Origin of the sequence: Granulicella sp. L60 (assembly GCF_009765825.1) — a bacterium.
Taxonomy (GTDB): Bacteria; Acidobacteriota; Terriglobia; order Terriglobales; family Acidobacteriaceae; genus Edaphobacter.
Map to the genome: position 1 here is coordinate 316,030 of NZ_LMUR01000003.1, position 17,285 is coordinate 333,314.

Consider the following 17,285-nt stretch of genomic DNA (forward strand, 5'->3'; position numbering starts at 1 on the left):
AGGCTATCGTTTGCCTCGCAATATCCTATCGATCCGAAGCGTTATTAAACCTGTCTAATCTCAATAGCGGCTATTGACGCTGCAATAGCAACTAAGGACAGGATTTCCAACGACACTCGGAAAACACCGTGAAAATTGCGTTTGTTGGGCTTAAGCTGCCAGACTATCTTCCTCCCATGATTACCCTTGCTCGCAAGCTACAGGAGCGAGGTCAAAATGTAGCGTTCATATCCGTAGTCGATGCGGAGATGATGGTTCGAGCAGCTGGTCTTTCTTTCATCCCATTTTGCCAGGAACAATGCTCGTTAGGCACGAGCGACAAAGTGATCAATGAATTGAGACACCTCGAAGGGGCAGAGATGCTGAATTTCAGCGTTCGGACATATTCTCAAACCCTAGATGCTGCTATGACAGATCTGCCTCGGGTACTGAAGGAATCTGCGGCAACAGGTGTTGTCCTGGACACTGCTCTCATCGGTCTAGGACTTGTGCCGATGCACCTTGGGATGCCATATGTGCATGTGTCGACCGATCTTCACTATGATTTTTCAGGTATTACGCCATTGTCCATTTTTAGCTGGGGTCACGAATCAACTATTGAGGCAGTCGAAAGGAATCGCGGGGCCCTCAAGTCACTCGCTAAGGTATTTGAACCAGCGAAGGCCGTAGTGCAGCGTTATGCTGAAGCGGCGGGCATGGATCTGGACTGGAGTGATCCGTGGGTGACCATATCCAAGCTTGCCTGGATATCACAAACACGACTTGAATTCGATTTTAAGAGCACTCATCTACCTCAGCAGTTCCATTACACCGGTCCCTTTGATGACGGCTTGTCCAGTTCGGAAACTGAATTCCCGTGGGAAAGTTTGACCGGAGATCCTCTTATCTACGGCTGCATGGGGTCAATGCAAAAGGATGCCGAGCACATCTTCAACCTAATCGCAAAAGCGGTTGGCGATCGCGAGGGTCTGCAACTTGTTCTATGCATCGGACTGACGCTGGAAGTTGAAAAGATCGAATCACTGCCTGCGAATGCAATCGTGGTGCGACAGGCGCCTCAATCTGCTCTTCTTCGACGGTCTGCACTCTGCATAGCCCACGGCCAGCTGAACTCCGTTCTCGAAAGCCTGGCCCATGGGGTTCCTGTTGTTGCAATTCCGCGGATGCACGATCAGCCGGGGGTTGCGGCAAGGATCGCATATACAAAAACCGGAGTCTTCATACCGGCGCAGGAAATAACTTCGCTTATTCTCCGGTCATTGATAGACGAGGTGTTGAACAACCCGGAGTACCGCATCAACGCCGTACGCATGAAGGAGGCAATAGCGGAGGCACGGGGACTGGATAAAGCTGCCAATCTGCTCGTACACGCCTTCGACCTTGAAGGTTCGATATGCACAGGGAAGATCCCCTGTGTGAACGCTCGCTCCAGAACTCACCTGGCTTTGCACAACTACAGCTCCGCTACCGAAGGAGAGGGAACTACTTTTGACTGCTAAGAAAAGATCTCGTTGTCCAAAGGAACAAATGTGCGATTAGTAACTTATTCCCATAATTCTAAGATCTTCGCTGGGCTTCTTTCCGCATCCTTTAGACATATCTTCCCACTCGATAATCTCGGATATGGAGGTGCACTCGCCTTCGTCGTGGCAGGTGAAAAGGCCTGGAAAAATGCCTCGGAATGGGCGAACATGGTCTCGACAAGAGAGATGGTTGCCCGTTCGGAGGTCGCACTGCTTCCGCCCTTGCCGAGACCAGGCAAATTCCTTTGCATTGGCGCCAACTATCGCGATCGGGCATCTGAGGTGGGACTCAACAGAACGGCAGTTCCTGAAATCTTCACTAAGTTTCCAAGTGCGATCGTCGGCCACGGTGCCAACGTCATCATCCCATCGATGACCAAACAGCCGGATTACGAGGCTGAGTTGGCTATTGTCATCGGTAAAACCTGTAAACGGGTTGCTGCAAAAGACTGGCAGGAATATGTCTTCGGCTATACGATCGTCAACGATATCAGCGCAAGAGATCCCGAACTTGCGAACTCCCCATGGAACAAGGGTAAGAACTTCGATACGTTCGCGCCGGTGGGCCCGGCGATCGTATGCAAGAATGAGATCCCTGATCCCCACGTGCTAAATATCAGTTTGGCGATTGACGGGGTGGTGATGCAGAATTCAAATACCCGTCGTCTGATCTTCAAGATTCCTGAGCTGATAGCGTATCTCTCGAACAGCATAACCCTGGAGCCAGGAGACATTATCAGCACTGGTACGCCTGCAGGATGTGGATTTCGGCACAACCCACAACGCTGGCTCAGGCATGGGGATACCGTGACAATCAAGATTGAAGGTATCGGTTCATTGCGAAACAAATTCCTTTCAGAATCACTTGGCGGCGAACACGCTGACCTGCAAACCTCTAACAAGAGAGAGGAGCACGGACGAGGTGTCTCTCATGCCCGTCGGAGCAGAGCGAGAAGTCGAGGTTTGCTTCGGGACAGGCGAGACTTTGTTGCTGAAACGGAAATCTGATTGGCTGAGGCGATATCTCGTACCGAATGTCCCCGAATGAAGTGCATCTCAACGATGGAGCGGTGACTTGCCGGGAGCCCATTGATCGCTCCCCGGAGCCGCTGATTTCGCTCCCGAGTGGCGTAGAGTTCTTCGGGATTTGGAGAGGTATCTGAAAGTTCGACCATGGGCTCTCCCGCCTCATTGGTATTCAGCTCTTCAAGGGAAACAGCGAAGTGCCGCTTTCTTTTGCGCAGAATCATTAAAGCTGAGTTGATACCAATTCTGGTGAACCATGTTGAGAAGCTTGATCTCCCGTCGAAGGAATCGAGCCGTCGAAAAGCCCGAAGAGTGGCGTCCTGAAAGGCATCCTCTGCATCCTCGAGATTCTTGGTGATCCGAAGGATCGTCAAAAGCACGCGTTTTGAGTTGTGTTCGCACAATTGCGAGAACGCCTCATTATCACCCGATTTTGCTGCGAACACTAACGAGGCGTCTGCGCACATCGGCTCTGAACTCATTTGAGATAGCTCAGTGTTGGCGCGAGTTAGCTCCATAATTCATGCCTTCCTTGACCCTCCTCTTATCATGGTCAGTGAGAGAGTAAACGGCTAAGACTTGCTGTATGTCGTAACAAAATTGACGTGTGATCGCGATCTCTCGAGGCTCCGTTCATGACCAGTTCTCGAAGCCACCTAACTCGCTTATAACGACGGCTATGCAGGCCCTGTTGAGCGCGCTTTATCTACTGGCCTCCAGACATAGAGCATGGCGTTAGCTTGCCCAGAATGCCAATACTGTTTAAGAGGAGTTTTGATTCGGATTACTTATGATGTCGGCGTTAGATGAGGGCCATAAAATTGCCGACTACCGGAGAAATGTCTCCGCGCTTCCATAGAAGTGATAACCCGATTTCACTGTGAGCATCTGCCAGCTTTTTCATCACAACACCCGGTCGAGCGAGAATACTTACGGTTGCCGGGATCAGCAGGACGCCGTAACCGAACGCGACAAGCCCGAGGGCCGCTGGCCAAGTCGTTACCTCTTGGATATTGCGCGGTTCGAATCCAGCGTTCTTGCACAGCGCCAGCATTGCATTCGAAAGGCTTGCAGCGACGTACATAGCAGGAACGATCAGAAGCTCGTCGGTTAGCTCGCTCAGCGAAATAACTTCCCGGTCGGCCAGGGGGTGACCGGCATTCAACGCAAGCAATAGCTGTTCAGGGGGGAGCTGTCTTGCGCAAAACTCCTCGTCCGGCAGAGCGTAGGTAATCGCGACGTCAATCTGTCCTGAACGCAACGCGCCGAGCTGAGCATCCATTCCCATCTCCCTCATCCGAATGTTTACATCTGGGTACCTGTTTTTGAAGACGGTTACAACTTCTGGGATCAGCTGGATGCCGGCTGTGCTATTGAAGCCGACAGAGACGTGTCCTAGTTCTCCTCTGCCTGCTCTCTGAGCAGCGAGTTTCGCTAGTTCGAACTGTTGAAGACTATTCTCTGCCTCCTGGAGGAAAACTTCTCCAGCCGCCGTGAGCGACAGCTTGCGTCCCGTTCTCTGAATCAGCGTAGTCCCTAACTCTTCCTCCAATTGCTGAATGTTCTGGGTCAAGGCGGGCTGTGCAAGATACAACTGTTCCGCGGCCCGCGTCATATGAAGCGTTCGAGCCAGCACTGTGAAATATCGTAGGTGTCGGTTCTCAATCATCTTGTCTCTCGGATCCGTGCTCCAACAGGGAAGCTGTGATCCTTGGTTTTCGAAATCGCCGAAATATGACCGGACGGCGGGAGTCTAACAATCCAATAACGGGACGGGAGGTCATTGCCGAACGTTGTCGCGATGAGGCTCGTTCGTGGAGCCCCCGTCTCAATCTCTCACAAGACGATGTTGGGCAGATTCTCTCGTTCTTTGTTTTGCAGCGCCGAAGGGTGGGGTCCCAGTCCTAGATAATACTTCTGAATCCTCCCGCCGACCAGAGATGTATGCACACCTCCAAAGTAGCACGGCGTCGCGATCAGCGATAAGCAATGCTTATCAAAACCTGTCGAAAGTTCTATCGAGCATCAAGCCGAATAGAACAGTCTAACCAAATAGGGCGCTTTTAAAATTAGGTGCCAACTCGTAACTCCCGCGACGCGCGCTGGCGAACCTGGAATCAACAATAGCAATTGCGCAACCCTACCTCTGCGATGCAGATATGGAGAGTCCTTGAATACCAATAATCGCGGTGAACTTCCGGCTGGCAGATCCTTTTCACTCTTTGGTCGCCGCTCGTTCTGTGGGGCACTCCTGGCGTCGGTGGTCTTCTGGTTTATAAAGAAGTCCGCAGCGTTGGCTCACCACAGTCGAGAAGGAACACCGGCCTCGGCAAATCATGACCCACAACCCATCGTTTCCCTAGGAGGAGATGTGCCTTTAGTCCGCATCGATTTAATCGAAGGAACGTCAGAAGCGTATCGCACGAAGGTCGGCGAGATCGTTTACCAGACCCTGGTAGACGTGCTTAAAGTCCCGGAACACGATCACTTTCATGTCATCACGGAACATCCGAAAGGTGGACTGCCTTTCGACCGCAATTACCTGGGAATCCACAGATCTGACGCCTGCATTTTCTTTCAGATCACATTGCTTAGTGGAAGATCCGTCGAGCTAAAGCAAAGCTTCTACAAGACACTCGTAGATCGCCTCCACGAAGAGGTCAAACTGCGCAAGGAGGACGCATTCATAAACCTTGTCGAGGTGCCGAAGGAAAATTGGTCGTTCGGCAACGGTGAGGCTCAATACGTCACAACCGTTTCGTAACCGAGTGACACTTCGTAACGTTCTGGGGTGTGTGTCGATTAATTCTCGCCGCACACCTGTTTTCATCTTGGTGCGCTCATCTCGTCATCAGGAGGATAGATTTTTGTCTTCCAGTGAGGGCATGGATGGCACAGCCCGTCAAAACAAGGGCACAACCAAAACCACAGACCCCCGCCCATCCAAACCGCTGCCATAGCGCCGTGCCAGCGTAAGACCCAAATGCTCCGGCAGTGAAGTAGCAGATCATGTAGACCATATTCAGCCGACTCCGGGCTTCCGGAACGAGGCTGTAGATCCGGGTTTGATTGGAAATATGCCCTGCCTGCACGCCTACATCAAGGAGGATGACCCCCGCGACCAACCCGGCCAAGTGGATGCCCCACAGATACATGACGGCGAATGACAGTAGCGTCAGCAGCAATGCGACCAAAATATTCCGACGGGCTCCATATTTATCTGCCGTACGACCGATTAGTGGGGCGCATATAGCGCCCGCAGCACCGACAAGTCCAAATAAACCGGCGACACCACTTCCGTAGTGATACGGCGGGGTCTGCAAGAAAAATACCAGAGTCGTCCAAAAGGCACTGAAGGCGCAGAAGAATGTAGCTCCGAGGAGAGTTGATTCTCTCAACAATGGCTGGGTGCGTATGAGGTTTCCAGTTGATCGGATCAAAGAAAACCACGAAAGCTTCAGTTCCGGTTCACTACGAGGAAGCCAGTTGTGAATCAGCGTGGCAACGAAGATCATCATTGCCGCCGCAATCCAGTAAATCGCACGCCAACCGAACCAGGCCCCCACGAGACCACTCAGTGTTCGTGCCAATAGGATTCCAAACAGGAGGCCTGACAAGACGGTCCCGACAGTCGTTCCGCGGCGCTCGGGATGTGAAAGATTTGCGGCATAGGGCACGATCAGGTGGACAATAGCACCGGAGAAACCTACACCAAGGCTGGCCGCAACAAGTCCCATGAGATTCTTCGCGGTCGCCATTCCGACAAGGCAAATTGCAGCACCAGCCAAAAGCCGAACAATTAGCTGCCTGCGTTCCTTCGTATCCCCTAAAGGCACAAAGAGCAGCATAGCGACTGCTGTGCCCAATTGAGACACCATCGCAACCGCCCCAACCGTGGTGACCGAGACGTTGAAGTCATCCGCAATAGCAGACAACAAGGGCTGTATGTAGTAGACGTTAGCTACGATAGCGCCTGCGCTGAATGCCATCATCCAAACGTGGGCGGAGGTCAGATATGTTAACGTGGCGGCACTCGGTCTTATTTGCCTCTCCACTAAGACCCTCCTCGCGACGCTCATTTCGCGACCTGTGCGGAGATCACGGGGCAAAGATATCCAGGTATTGATGTGATGCCGAGCTGGCGCAAAATAGGCAGCCGGAAGACTTGATCTCGACTAGATGTATACACACCCATAAGGCTACCACGCATCGGATGCAGAATTGCGCGTTTTGTGGGAGTTCTATGGGGATTCAAGCCGAAATGCTCTTCGTCGCGAGATGTTCTTCGCCCCTATAAGTAAGGCCTATCAAAAACCCTGGTAAAGCCTATTGGATTCTCTTAGAAGGTTTGGTACATCCTCTATGAAGTGGCAACGGGAGTTCTACACCTGAGGTGTGGATCTTCAGTGGCATCGGCTTTAAGCATCGCGAAGAGGAACGTTGATGGAAATTAGAGTCATCATTTGCCCCATCGATTTCTCGTCGATATCAGTGAGAACATATCGTCATGCGCTGTCGCTGGCGGAGCACTATCAAGCGAAACTACTGGCCGTCCATGTAATTGAAGAATGGCGATACTCTTCGGCGGATTTTGCGGCCTCGGCTCACGACCTGAACGAGTTCTATAGGGGCCTGCACGAGGTCGGTTCTCGACGGCTTCGTGAGTTTGTGAAGAACCATACGCACAATGAGCTCGATCCCGAGCTTATCGTGGAAAGAGGTTCAACTTCGGATTCAATTCTTACGCTCGCGGAGACCCAAAAGGCCGACGTGCTCGTCATGGGAACACATGGGCAGCGAGGTTTCGACCGTCTCGTGCTGGGGTCGACTACGGACCGCGTCATGCGAACCGCGCCCCGCCCGGTCATTGTTGTCCCGCCACAAGACACGATGGCGCTGGGTGATGATTTGCACAGTATTCGACACTTGAAACGCATTCTCTTCTGTGCAGACTTCTCAACGAATTCTGAAGGGGCATTGCGATATGCGATTTCTGTGGCCGATGAGTATGATGCGGAACTGATTCTCGTCCATGTGCTGGAGGACGGCCCAAGTCCGGACAAAGTAGAGGAGAACAAGGCGAAGGCGATGGATCAACTTAATGGGCTGCTTCCGGCGGATCCTCTCCGCAAGATTAGGACCGCCGTGCGCATTGGAAAGCCATACCGAGAACTTATCCGGTATGCTCAAGAAGAACAACCTGACCTCGCAGCGATGGGTGTGCGTGGTCGAGGGGCGCTGGATATCGCTGTATTCGGTTCGACCACTTATCGCGTGATGCAATTAGGAGCCTGCCCGGTTCTCGCGGTTCATGTATAAGCACGAGTCTTCACACCGAGCCGAGGAGGATAGCAGGGAGTCTCATTTGAAGCAAAGTCAGCTCCTGGAACATCCAACGTCAGAGTGATAAGAACTTGATCATCAGAAATTTCGAATATTTGTTGGCCTTGAATAAAGAGAAACATTTCGCTCGTGCAGCTTCCGCTTGCAGCGTTTCTCAGCCGACGCTCTCAGCAGGAATCAAACAATTGGAAGAGGATATGGACGTGCTTATCGTGAAGCGCGGCCGAAGGTTTGAGGGACTGACGCTGGAGGGGGAGCGCGTTCTCGCCTGGGCTCAGCAGATGCTCGAAGATTGCATGCGCCTGAAACAAGAACTACATGGCCTACGGGATTCACGGATGCGAGGGCCATTTCGGTTGGGAATGATCCCGGCGACCGCGGGTTTGGCCTCCGTGTTGAGTGTGGCGTTCGCAGATCAGTTTCCTGATTTGCAAATCTCGACGGATACGGGTGAGCCAGACCATCTCCGCAGCCTGGTGCGGCAGGGCGAGATGGATGTGGTACTGATGTACCTCGACGAGGCTGTGAATGAAGGGCTGGACTCGTATTCTCTATATCGAGAACGCTTATTTCTGTTGACCGGGATGGATGTGGACAACAGTCGACGTGTGTCCTGGGATGACGTGGCGGCTCTCCCACTTTGTCTTCTGAAGTCCGCTGTACCAAGTACAGCGGAGGCACAATTGAAAAAAGCTCCCCGAGTGCTGCATACCGATTCTGCTGCAGTGTTGGCGGCACACATCGGGACTGGCCGCTGGGCGACAGTGCTCCCGCAGTCCCTCGTTTCCGTTCTGCCCAAGTCGCCCTCGCTGAAGGCGGTCGGGATTACAAGGCCAAACGAGCAAGTCAGTGTCGGATTTGTAACCCTAAAGCGCGATCCTTTGCCTGCTGTGGTGCATGCGCTGATGGAGACAGCCCATACTCCGGATCTTGTCCAGGCAATACGCGAGATGCTGGCAACCTTCGAAGACTATGCGCCTAAGTATTCCCGAGGCTCTAGGCGCACAACGCTTCTCCAACCGTAGCTCGTTTCCGCTCATCCTGCGGCTTGATAGACAGAAGCTATCAACGATCAGAATTTCCTGTTTGATCGGCACCGCGTCCGGTGCGACTCTAACGAAGATATGTCCCACGGCTGCCTTGAACAAAGGAATTATTCTTCGAATCAAGTCCTGATACTAAAAGAGCTAGAACGCACTCTTCTAGACCTGGACGACATGCAAGTCTCTGGAGCGGTAGCGATGCTCCTTGCAGCAAAGCGCATATTCACAACGGGAGCTGGGCGGAGCGGTTTGGCGTTGCAGATGGCCGCCATGCGGCTGATGCATCTCGGTTTGACCGTGCATGTTGCCGGCGAGGTCACGACTCCGGCAATTGGTTGTGGCGACGTATTACTTGTTGCCTCGGGGTCGGGGACGACGGCAGGTGCAGTCCATGCTGCAGAGGTGGCGCGACAGGCAGGCGCAAGTGTCTTGCTGATAACCACGACATCTACGTTGAGACTGAATGAATTGGCGCAGATCTCAATAGTGGTCCCGGCACCAACTAAGCAGGACCATGGCCGCACCAAGTCAGAACAATATGCAGGAGCTCTGTTTGAGCAGTGTGTGCTGCTTCTAATGGACGCAATGTTTCAGGTGATGTGGCGCGAACGCGGAAGAGTTGTGGAAGCGTCATGCAAATCTGGAATAAGAAGTATGCAGCCCAGGCATTCTTTCCTGTCGTTAGATTAACGGGGCGGAATTTTCGACCGTCGTTATTTTGATGGCTCATTTTTCAAAATCAGAAGAAACGGAGTACATAATGAAACTGCAAGTTGCAATTGATCTACTTTCCACCGCGGACGCTCTTACGTTGCTCAACAAGGTCGCTCAACATGTAGATGTCATCGAACTTGGGACTCCACTCATCAAACAGCAGGGGCTAAGTGTTGTGACCAACGTCAAGGCAGCCCATCCTGGCAAGCTGGTATTTGCAGATATGAAGACCATGGACACGGGAGAGCTTGAGGCAGACCTCGCTTTTAAGGCCGGAGCAGACATCATGACTGTATTAGCCTCGGCGGCAGACAGCACGATTGCAGGCGCTGTAAAGGCCGGAAAAATGCACGGTAAGGCTGTTGTAGCTGACATGATTGGTGTATCCGATAAGGCAGCGAGACTTCGTGAGCTGAAGGGTCTCGGTGTCACTTGGGTTGAGTTGCATGGGGGCCTGGATGAGCAGGCTCAGGCGAGATACTCTTTTGAAAACCTACTCGAAGTGGGTCGCAGCGCAGGTATGCCGTTTTCAGTCGCGGGCGGTATAAACATTGATCGAATTGCAGGAGTTGAGTCGGCAGGCGCGACCATTGCAGTCGCAGGCGCGGCGATCTATGGCGCGAAAGATCCTGGAGCTGCCGCCAAAGCACTTCGTGAGAAGATCAAGCAGTTAGGATAATTTGGCGGCTCATCCGAGCGCGGTTTGGCTGTGCCGTCACGTTGGACCATCTGTAATAACAACGGAGAATATAAGATGAAGGCTCAGTTACTAACCGCGTTCGGAGGCACCGAGAATTTTCAACTAGCTGATGTCCCGAAGCCTGTAGTGCAAGATGGAACGCTCTTGATCCGTCTCGCAGCGACGTCCGTGAACTCTCTTGACATCAAGATTCGAGAGGGTGGCATCTCCGTAGCACCGGATTTACCGGGCATCCTCGGTTCCGATATCGCGGGCACCGTCGAAGCGGTTGGCGCCGGTGTGATTGGGTTCGCACCTGGCGATGAAGTGTACGGTTGCGCTGGAGGAATCAGAGGCTTTGGCGGGACACTGGCCGAATACATCGTAGCTGATGCTAGGCTGATGGCTCCGAAACCAAAGACATTGTCCATGCTTGAAACTGCCGCTCTCCCTTTGGTGTCGATTACTGCGTGGCAGGGCCTCGAGCGCGCAAAGACATCAGCTTCTGATCATGTGTTGGTGCATGGTGCTACAGGTGGGGTCGGCCATGTCGCGCTACAACTCGTAAGGGTAATCGGAGCTCGAATAGCGACGACAGTTGCCTCAAACGGCGATTCCGAAACCGCCAGAAGATTAGGCGCGGACGAGGTCATCAACTATCACGAAGAAACGGTGGAGCAATATGTCGATCGTCTTACGGCGGGCCGCGGGTTTGACGTAGTCTTCGATACGATTGGGGGAAAGAACCTCGAACTGTCTCTGACTGCTGCTGGCTCGAATGGCCGTGTATCGACCACCAACGGTCGCACGACATTGGATCTGAGCGAGGCGCACTCGAAGGGGCTCTCCTTCCACGTTATTTTCATGATGTTGCCTCTAATTGAAGATCGCGGCAGGGAAGGGCACGGAAAGATTTTGAGAGATGTAGCGAGACTTGTCGACGATGGAAAATTACGACCGCTGCTGGACGCAGAGAGGTTTACTCTCAGCACTGCTCCCGACGCACATCGCCGACTGCAATCAGGTAAAGCGACGGGGAAAATAGTTATTGACCTCAGCTGAGAGTCCGGCACGATTGCACAGCATCCCTCCTTCGATATAATCGAAGAATCAATTCGGAGTGTTGGATGACGCGTGAAGAAGCGCTGGTAAATTTACAGATGATTAAGAGCAGGGGTGTCCTGGCTCTTCGCTTACTCGAAGTGACCCCGCGCACGCCGGCTACAGAGAACGAGATTCGTCGCCTCGTCAGCGACCTTAAGAACGATTTACAAAGGGAGTTCGAGCGGACTTCTCCTGAGAGCTCTCAAAAGAAAATGACGATGTTCGAGCTTAGTATCTATTCGCCCACGATTGAGGAACATGGATGACAACCGGGATCTGCCGTCTCAAGGTTGATGGAGCGATCAGCGAGAAGTGGTCAGAGGTATTCGAAGCCACTATCTATGCAGTTTCTAAGTACATCTCTTAAGTGAGGCCGCAATTCGCTTGGGCAGCGCCGCGTCGATTGGCTTGCCGGCACGTCCGATAAAGGAGCGAAGCCTGTGCGCAACAAGCTATCGCTCCCCTGGAACCTTAACTATGGAGTCGACCCTGATGTTGGATGGATACAGCTTTCGCTCAGCGCCCGATCCAAGGCAATCTCGTTGAGTTTCGATGCGCCTTTATGGTGAGCTTGAAGATAATTGCCGATCGCAGTAGCCATTTCAACTCGGCAATTCGCCCCCGATCTTATATCTTTCGTTGAAGCCAGCTCTGCGATGAGTTCTGCCTGCAACTGATCCAGTTCGGGCCGTATCGTCTTGGCCAAGTCAATCGGAGTGTGGGCCGGAGCGCCACCATCTCTCCTCCAATCGGCTAGCAGAGAGTATTGAACGACCTTGTTTGCTTCTATTTGGGCTTTGAAAAATCTCGTCATCGACACTGAATCAATGCCTTTCGCGTCTCCGGCTCTAATCGCGCCAACGATTACCTGGGCCTCACGGGTTTCATCTTCCACAGCGGCACCGCTGTCCCACTTGGAGAGTGCAACCTGCTCCGCGATAGCTAACCTACGGGCTGAGGCCCTAACTAGAGGGTCGAGCCGACTGGGGGGAGTTTGTGCAGATACCGATCCCGTCGTCATAGTCACGAAAACTGCTGCCATCAATCCATTCGCCCAAGAAATCCGTCTTGCACTGGGAATCATATTGTTTCTGTAGGATGTATACACACCCTGATGATATCAGCGGATGATTCATTGACCAAATTCGGAACCGCGAGTTTGCCGGGCAGCGCATCCTGTGATCCCATCTTTCGTTGAGAGGCCACTGACTAGTGAACATTAATCAAACAATTCTTCGAACAAATGTATTGCTCATAAGTTTTACTGTTTCTTTCGCGGGTGTAATCAGCGCTCAGGGAAAGAAGACACCCAGCGTTAAGCCGCAGGAAGACGGCGGAACAGTCTATGCTGCCTCCGATTTGGCTTCTTCCACTCCATTAGCACGGCCAGCTGATGTAGCCTCGCCGGAAGCGCTGCTCGCCGCGCTTCATGATTCGGTGTCTGGTCCTCAAGGTCCGGTCGATTGGGATCGCTTTCGATCCCTGTTCTTGCCCTCGGCTCGTCTGGGATCCACAAGGACGGACGTCAATGGCGTAACGCGAATCACAAGTTCTACCGTTGAAGAACTGATTTCATCAGGAGCTGCGGAACGCGAAAAGGTCCCTTGGTATGAGGAAATTCTCGTAAAGCATTTAGAACGGTTCGACCATATTGCCGTAGCGTTCTACAGCCATGACGACAGATCGAGTTTGCAAGGGCCACCAATACAACAAAGCGTCAATGTCTGCGTGATGCTTTATGACGGTAGTCGTTGGTGGATTCAAAGCGCCAGTTGGGAAGCCGTTCCAAAATTCCGAAGCTTGCCTCCCGAACTCGATCCACGGGTACACACACGATGAATGCTTCGCTCAGGATATACATGCGGGCTCAGCGGGTTCGACGAAGAGGTTGAGATCGCCAATATCAGAGCTGCCACACATTTTTCATAGAAAAGTACCTGCTAGGATGTGTATACATCCGCAGTGCCAACCTGGTGCGTTGACAGCTTCCTCCCGACAGCCTCCGCATGATTTAGGGGCAATGTCTGCGCGATGGGAACGATGTTCTCTGGCTAACCCCAGAGAACATCGTTGAGTCCAAGGGGAAGTCTTGATGAATAGATATTTGAAAGCCGAGGAACGAAATGTCGCTAGCTTCTCTCTCTAATCTCTCCGAATCACATTCGGGGGCTATACCTGGGAATCTAGGAACTCTTGAGGGGATACAAGAGTTCTTCTGGGCCACAGAGCCGACGAAGAGCCGCCTCGCGCTGGTGGTCGCAGAAGTAGTTGGTCCTTCAATTCCAGAGGATTGGAAAAAAGCGCTAAAGAAGCTCCGCCAGAGATATCCTATTCTGGCGGCAAGGATCTCGAAGACGCCTGGAGTTAGGCCTCACTTCGTGCCTTCTCTCCTTGGATCGATCCCCTTTAGAGTGGAACCTTATCGCGAAGATCTGAGTATCGATCAGCTGATGGCGGGGGAATTGGCCATCTCATTTGATCGAGGCGAGGCGGCCTTAGCGCGGGTCGTACTATTTCACGGTCCGGAACGGTCGCTGATCGTGTTTGTTGGTCACCACGCAGCGTGCGACGGCTTGACTCTCGTTAATATGGTGCAGGATCTGATTTCGGCTGCAGCTGGTGAGCCGCTTGGGACGGTAGTACCAATTCTCCCTACAACAGGTGAACTCTTGGGGCTGCCCGAGCCTCCACCGTATTCCTCCTTTCTCGGAAAGAACGCGGCTACGGAGTGCCCTGTGCTCGGTTTTCCGTTCCCGGTTGTATCGAGCCAACAGTTGGAAGCCGACACACTCGCCAAAGTGATTCTTCGTGCGCGGCAGGAAAAGACCACTGTTCATGGGGCGCTGGTTGCTGCGTTTATCAGTGCCGGGAAGGCCTCCTTTGCCCCGTGGAGAACCGAGCCCGTCGCTTGTCTGTCACCTATCGATCTTCGTCCTCTCCTTAAGCTGGGTTCGGCAGCTGGCGTGTTGACGACGATACATCCAACAATAGCGATGCCCTCCGACAATCCGCAGTTTTGGGATTTCGCGAGACTGGTCAGCGGCGCAATGCCTGGTTCTCGGACTATTGAGGCGGCTCGTGGAGGTACGCTTGCCGTTCGTGAGGTCGTCAGTCAAGAACCGGACCCGTATGACCCAGCCACAGTCGATCTTCGGGGCTTCTTCAATCATCATCTTATGGTCAGCAATTATGGCGCCGGAGAGTATCGTACCGACTTCGGATCGTTGAAGCTGGCTGCACTTTATCCCTCCCACATCAGTGGGGGAACTCCCGACACTCAAACCATTTCAGCAATCACCATCGCTGGAGTGCTTTATGTGACTCACGCAAGCCGTGCCCCTATACAGTCGTTTCTGAAGGACTCGCTGACACTTCTTATTGCATCCTGCGATTAGCCTCGTGACCTAATTCTTTGGCCACGAGGTCATGGAAAAGCGGGAACTAGTTTCAATGAGTATTGGCACGATTGGTGGTTTTGGCCAACTCATAGTAGCCCGCGGCCCAGTCTGCGTCTTTGAGGCCGGCGCTGATCGCTCTTTCAAAATTCGCGCGGTAGAGATCGCCCAGAGGTGTCTGCACCTTTGCACTTTCTGCTGCTTCCAGATAGAGCCGGGTGTCCTTATCTCCCAAAGCAATGGTGCCGCCTGGCTGTTCGGGTGGATGAACCATCAGTTTGATATAGCTTTCATAGAACGGCGAGCGGAACAATGCGTTGTTTGCAGTTTCAGCGAAGAGCTCCGGTTCAATGCCATTAGCCTCGGCATAGATCATGCTTTCGGAGAGCGCGGCAATCATCGAAGTGATCAGGAAATTTCCACCTAGCTTGAGAGCGTGAGCGCTTGAGGGCTTTGAGGAGACCACAGTAATTCCACGGCTAAAAGATTCCAGTAGAGGCTTCACTGTTTCCACTGCGTGTGATTCCCCGGCAACGGCGACCCACAGCTTGCCGTCTTCAGCAATATTCGGGCGTCCAAAGACCGGCGAGCCCAGATATTTCTGATTTCTTGCGTGGTGCTCGGCGGTAAGCTCGTCGGAGAGTGCCACGCTAATGCTGCTCAGTGCGACGTGGATGGCACCTTTAGGTATGGCCTGTAAGACTCCCTGGTCAAAGAGAAGGTCCCGCAATGCGGCATCGTCGATAACCATGGTAAATACGACCTCAGCATCGGCAACGGCGTCCGCAGGAGAATTGGCGATTCTGGCGCCGAGTAATGACTGAGCGCGCTCCGGCGTGCGGTTCCAGACCGTCAACTCATGATTCGCTTCGATCAGATGACGGGCAATAGCCGCGCCCATCTTGCCCAGTCCAAGAAACGCAATATGCATCGTGTAGCTCCTTAGGTATAAACAAACGTATCAAGCGAGAAAACACCCATCAAGCATTGGATGTCTCAGCCGCGTAGAACGGTTTCGGGAATCGAAGACGTGTCCGTGGATGGTGGATCCTGACCGAGTCAGATTCTTGCGCCCGGGGGGCTGCGCTATAGCGAGACAAGTAGATGCGGCCACGCAGTCATGACGATGATTTTCCTATGCTTTTTGATCGAGAAGTCCGGCGACCGAACTTGCGCTTGTCGTAAGCGATCCGATTACGCTTAGACTTCTTGCTGACGCAAATCTTTAGCAGCTAAGCCGGCGTTAAAATTTGTACTTCCGATGGCGCAAGTACGATTGGTAGCGAAGCTATCTGCGGCATGGACGAGGACGAGCCTCCGGCATAGATCGTTCCCGCTGCAACTGAAGTCTTGCTTGTGGCGACCGTGCCGCAATTGCTGTAGGCGACATTGAATGTCTTGCCAGCCCGATTGAGATCGACGTCACAAAGGATCGCGCCGGCAAACCTATTCGAGCCACTGGTGTTTGCGACGACGATCACTTCACGGTTCGAGAGAATCCGCGAGAATGCGATGAGGCCACCCGAGCCCGTCGATTGCCCGAAATCGTGTCCGTTACCCGAAACTTCTCGGAAATAAAGGCGCCCATAGCGCAACGCTGGATCGGCTTTGCGCAATTTAGCGATGGCCTTTAGGGATGTATAGAAGCTGGAGGTTTGGTCGAACGGGTTTGGGGTGTTGCCCCAAATTGCTTCTCGAACGGATTCGCAGGCATCGAGACCGTCGATGGTGCCTTGCAGGCCTTGTTCCGTACCGTAGTAAACGCAGGGAATTCCCTGAAGGGAAAAAAGCAGGGCCAAGGCCATCGTGACCTGCCCGGGCGGTGTGCCCGGCGCGTTGAAGCGCGAATTCTGGTCATGGTTATCGATGAAGCTTACGAAGTATTTACCTGCCTCGCCGTGAGAGGAGATTTGGCCTTCCTCGGCAATGTTGCGATTGTTGAAAAGTGCCGCGATGGTTTCTACGCCGGGAGGATTGGGGCCGAGCGCCTTGATGACTGAAGGGAGCAGAAAGAACAGCGGAAAATCCAGCTCGGAGTCCATGCCGAAACCCTGATCACTGGGCGCGTTGCGCCCGACGAACCTGTCGATCATGGCCTGGGAATCGTAAACCTCACCGAACGTGAAGAAGTTACGTTTGCCTGCGCTTTGCGCGAATTCACGCATGGCGTTCCCAAAAGTCTCGATCATGTCGGCGCGTGCATATTTCACGGTGTCGATGCGATACCCGTCGATGTCGTACTTGGCCATCAGGTACTGGTAAGCATGAACAAGATTGATCCACAACGTCCGGATTGCATTCTTGGGTAGAGCAGGCGATGCTCATCTAAGGGCGCATCGCAATGGAAAGACTGCTGTTTATTGCCATCCTGTTGATGCCGATCTTTGATGACTCGCGGTATCGGAGAGACGGCGACTGACAAAGAGCAAAGTGAATAACGAGCGACATCGCTGCATTA

The 17,285-nt window shown here is 53.0% G+C and carries 17 protein-coding genes; 11 read left to right on the top strand and 6 right to left on the bottom strand.

What is annotated here, in order from left to right:
• The first annotated feature begins 128 nt into the window (after positions 1 to 128).
• Both GSQ82_RS02135 and GSQ82_RS02140 read left to right on the top strand, forming a co-directional pair.
• A complete protein-coding gene (locus tag GSQ82_RS02135) occupies positions 129 to 1,499 on the top strand; it encodes a nucleotide disphospho-sugar-binding domain-containing protein (protein WP_158790348.1) in 1,371 nt (456 codons plus the stop codon).
• 30 nt (positions 1,500 to 1,529) lie between these two features.
• Positions 1,530 to 2,531, top strand: coding sequence for a fumarylacetoacetate hydrolase family protein (locus GSQ82_RS02140; protein WP_158790349.1), 1,002 nt, complete (start codon positions 1,530 to 1,532; stop codon positions 2,529 to 2,531).
• On the opposite strand, the gene GSQ82_RS25505 is transcribed toward GSQ82_RS02140, so the two are convergent.
• Positions 2,453 to 3,067: a sigma-70 family RNA polymerase sigma factor gene (locus tag GSQ82_RS25505; protein ID WP_158790350.1), complete on the bottom strand. Its 615-nt coding sequence runs from the start codon at positions 3,065 to 3,067 to the stop codon at positions 2,453 to 2,455. The genes GSQ82_RS02140 and GSQ82_RS25505 overlap by 79 nt on opposite strands.
• A gap of 284 nt (positions 3,068 to 3,351) precedes the next feature.
• A complete protein-coding gene (locus GSQ82_RS02150) occupies positions 3,352 to 4,218 on the bottom strand; it encodes a LysR family transcriptional regulator (protein WP_158790351.1) in 867 nt (288 codons plus the stop codon).
• A 501-nt stretch (positions 4,219 to 4,719) separates the two neighbouring features.
• Here GSQ82_RS02150 and GSQ82_RS02155 point away from each other — a divergent pair.
• Positions 4,720 to 5,313, top strand: a complete 594-nt coding sequence (locus tag GSQ82_RS02155) for a tautomerase family protein (RefSeq protein WP_254061360.1) — start codon at positions 4,720 to 4,722, stop codon at positions 5,311 to 5,313.
• 76 nt (positions 5,314 to 5,389) lie between these two features.
• Here GSQ82_RS02155 and GSQ82_RS02160 read toward each other — a convergent pair whose 3' ends face one another.
• Positions 5,390 to 6,604, bottom strand: coding sequence for an MFS transporter (locus tag GSQ82_RS02160; protein WP_216846986.1), 1,215 nt, complete (start codon positions 6,602 to 6,604; stop codon positions 5,390 to 5,392).
• A 388-nt stretch (positions 6,605 to 6,992) separates the two neighbouring features.
• Between GSQ82_RS02160 and GSQ82_RS02165 the strand changes: the two genes are divergently transcribed.
• The 6 genes from GSQ82_RS02165 to GSQ82_RS02190 all read left to right on the top strand — a co-directional run bounded on the left by GSQ82_RS02165 (position 6,993) and on the right by GSQ82_RS02190 (position 11,698).
• Positions 6,993 to 7,868: a universal stress protein gene (locus GSQ82_RS02165; RefSeq protein WP_158790352.1), complete on the top strand. Its 876-nt coding sequence runs from the start codon at positions 6,993 to 6,995 to the stop codon at positions 7,866 to 7,868.
• A 95-nt stretch (positions 7,869 to 7,963) separates the two neighbouring features.
• The gene (locus GSQ82_RS02170) at positions 7,964 to 8,917 is read left to right on the top strand and encodes a LysR family transcriptional regulator (RefSeq protein WP_158790353.1); all 954 of its coding nucleotides are present in this window, start codon (positions 7,964 to 7,966) and stop codon (positions 8,915 to 8,917) included.
• 99 nt (positions 8,918 to 9,016) lie between these two features.
• Positions 9,017 to 9,625: a 6-phospho-3-hexuloisomerase gene (gene hxlB, locus GSQ82_RS02175; protein WP_305794659.1), complete on the top strand. Its 609-nt coding sequence runs from the start codon at positions 9,017 to 9,019 to the stop codon at positions 9,623 to 9,625.
• Between the two features lie 70 nt (positions 9,626 to 9,695).
• Positions 9,696 to 10,328, top strand: a complete 633-nt coding sequence (gene hxlA, locus GSQ82_RS02180; RefSeq protein ID WP_158790354.1) for a 3-hexulose-6-phosphate synthase — start codon at positions 9,696 to 9,698, stop codon at positions 10,326 to 10,328.
• Between the two features lie 75 nt (positions 10,329 to 10,403).
• Positions 10,404 to 11,390 (top strand): zinc-dependent alcohol dehydrogenase family protein, encoded by a 987-nt coding sequence (locus GSQ82_RS02185; protein WP_158790355.1) that lies wholly within the window; start codon positions 10,404 to 10,406, stop codon positions 11,388 to 11,390.
• Between the two features lie 65 nt (positions 11,391 to 11,455).
• The gene (locus tag GSQ82_RS02190; protein WP_158790356.1) at positions 11,456 to 11,698 is read left to right on the top strand and encodes a hypothetical protein; all 243 of its coding nucleotides are present in this window, start codon (positions 11,456 to 11,458) and stop codon (positions 11,696 to 11,698) included.
• A gap of 209 nt (positions 11,699 to 11,907) precedes the next feature.
• Here GSQ82_RS02190 and GSQ82_RS02195 read toward each other — a convergent pair whose 3' ends face one another.
• The gene (locus tag GSQ82_RS02195; RefSeq protein WP_371417147.1) at positions 11,908 to 12,516 is read right to left on the bottom strand and encodes a chorismate mutase; all 609 of its coding nucleotides are present in this window, start codon (positions 12,514 to 12,516) and stop codon (positions 11,908 to 11,910) included.
• A 128-nt stretch (positions 12,517 to 12,644) separates the two neighbouring features.
• On the opposite strand from GSQ82_RS02195, the gene GSQ82_RS02200 reads away from it, so the two are divergent.
• Both GSQ82_RS02200 and GSQ82_RS02205 read left to right on the top strand, forming a co-directional pair.
• Positions 12,645 to 13,271, top strand: a complete 627-nt coding sequence (locus GSQ82_RS02200; RefSeq protein ID WP_158790357.1) for a hypothetical protein — start codon at positions 12,645 to 12,647, stop codon at positions 13,269 to 13,271.
• An 896-nt stretch (positions 13,272 to 14,167) separates the two neighbouring features.
• The gene (locus GSQ82_RS02205; RefSeq protein WP_158790358.1) at positions 14,168 to 14,827 is read left to right on the top strand and encodes a hypothetical protein; all 660 of its coding nucleotides are present in this window, start codon (positions 14,168 to 14,170) and stop codon (positions 14,825 to 14,827) included.
• A gap of 52 nt (positions 14,828 to 14,879) precedes the next feature.
• On the opposite strand, the gene GSQ82_RS02210 is transcribed toward GSQ82_RS02205, so the two are convergent.
• Together GSQ82_RS02210 and GSQ82_RS02215 are read right to left on the bottom strand one after the other, a co-directional pair.
• A complete protein-coding gene (locus GSQ82_RS02210; RefSeq protein ID WP_158790359.1) occupies positions 14,880 to 15,758 on the bottom strand; it encodes an NAD(P)-dependent oxidoreductase in 879 nt (292 codons plus the stop codon).
• A 301-nt stretch (positions 15,759 to 16,059) separates the two neighbouring features.
• Positions 16,060 to 17,112 (bottom strand): alpha-amylase family glycosyl hydrolase, encoded by a 1,053-nt coding sequence (locus GSQ82_RS02215; protein ID WP_158790360.1) that lies wholly within the window; start codon positions 17,110 to 17,112, stop codon positions 16,060 to 16,062.
• Positions 17,113 to 17,285: the final 173 nt, after the last annotated feature.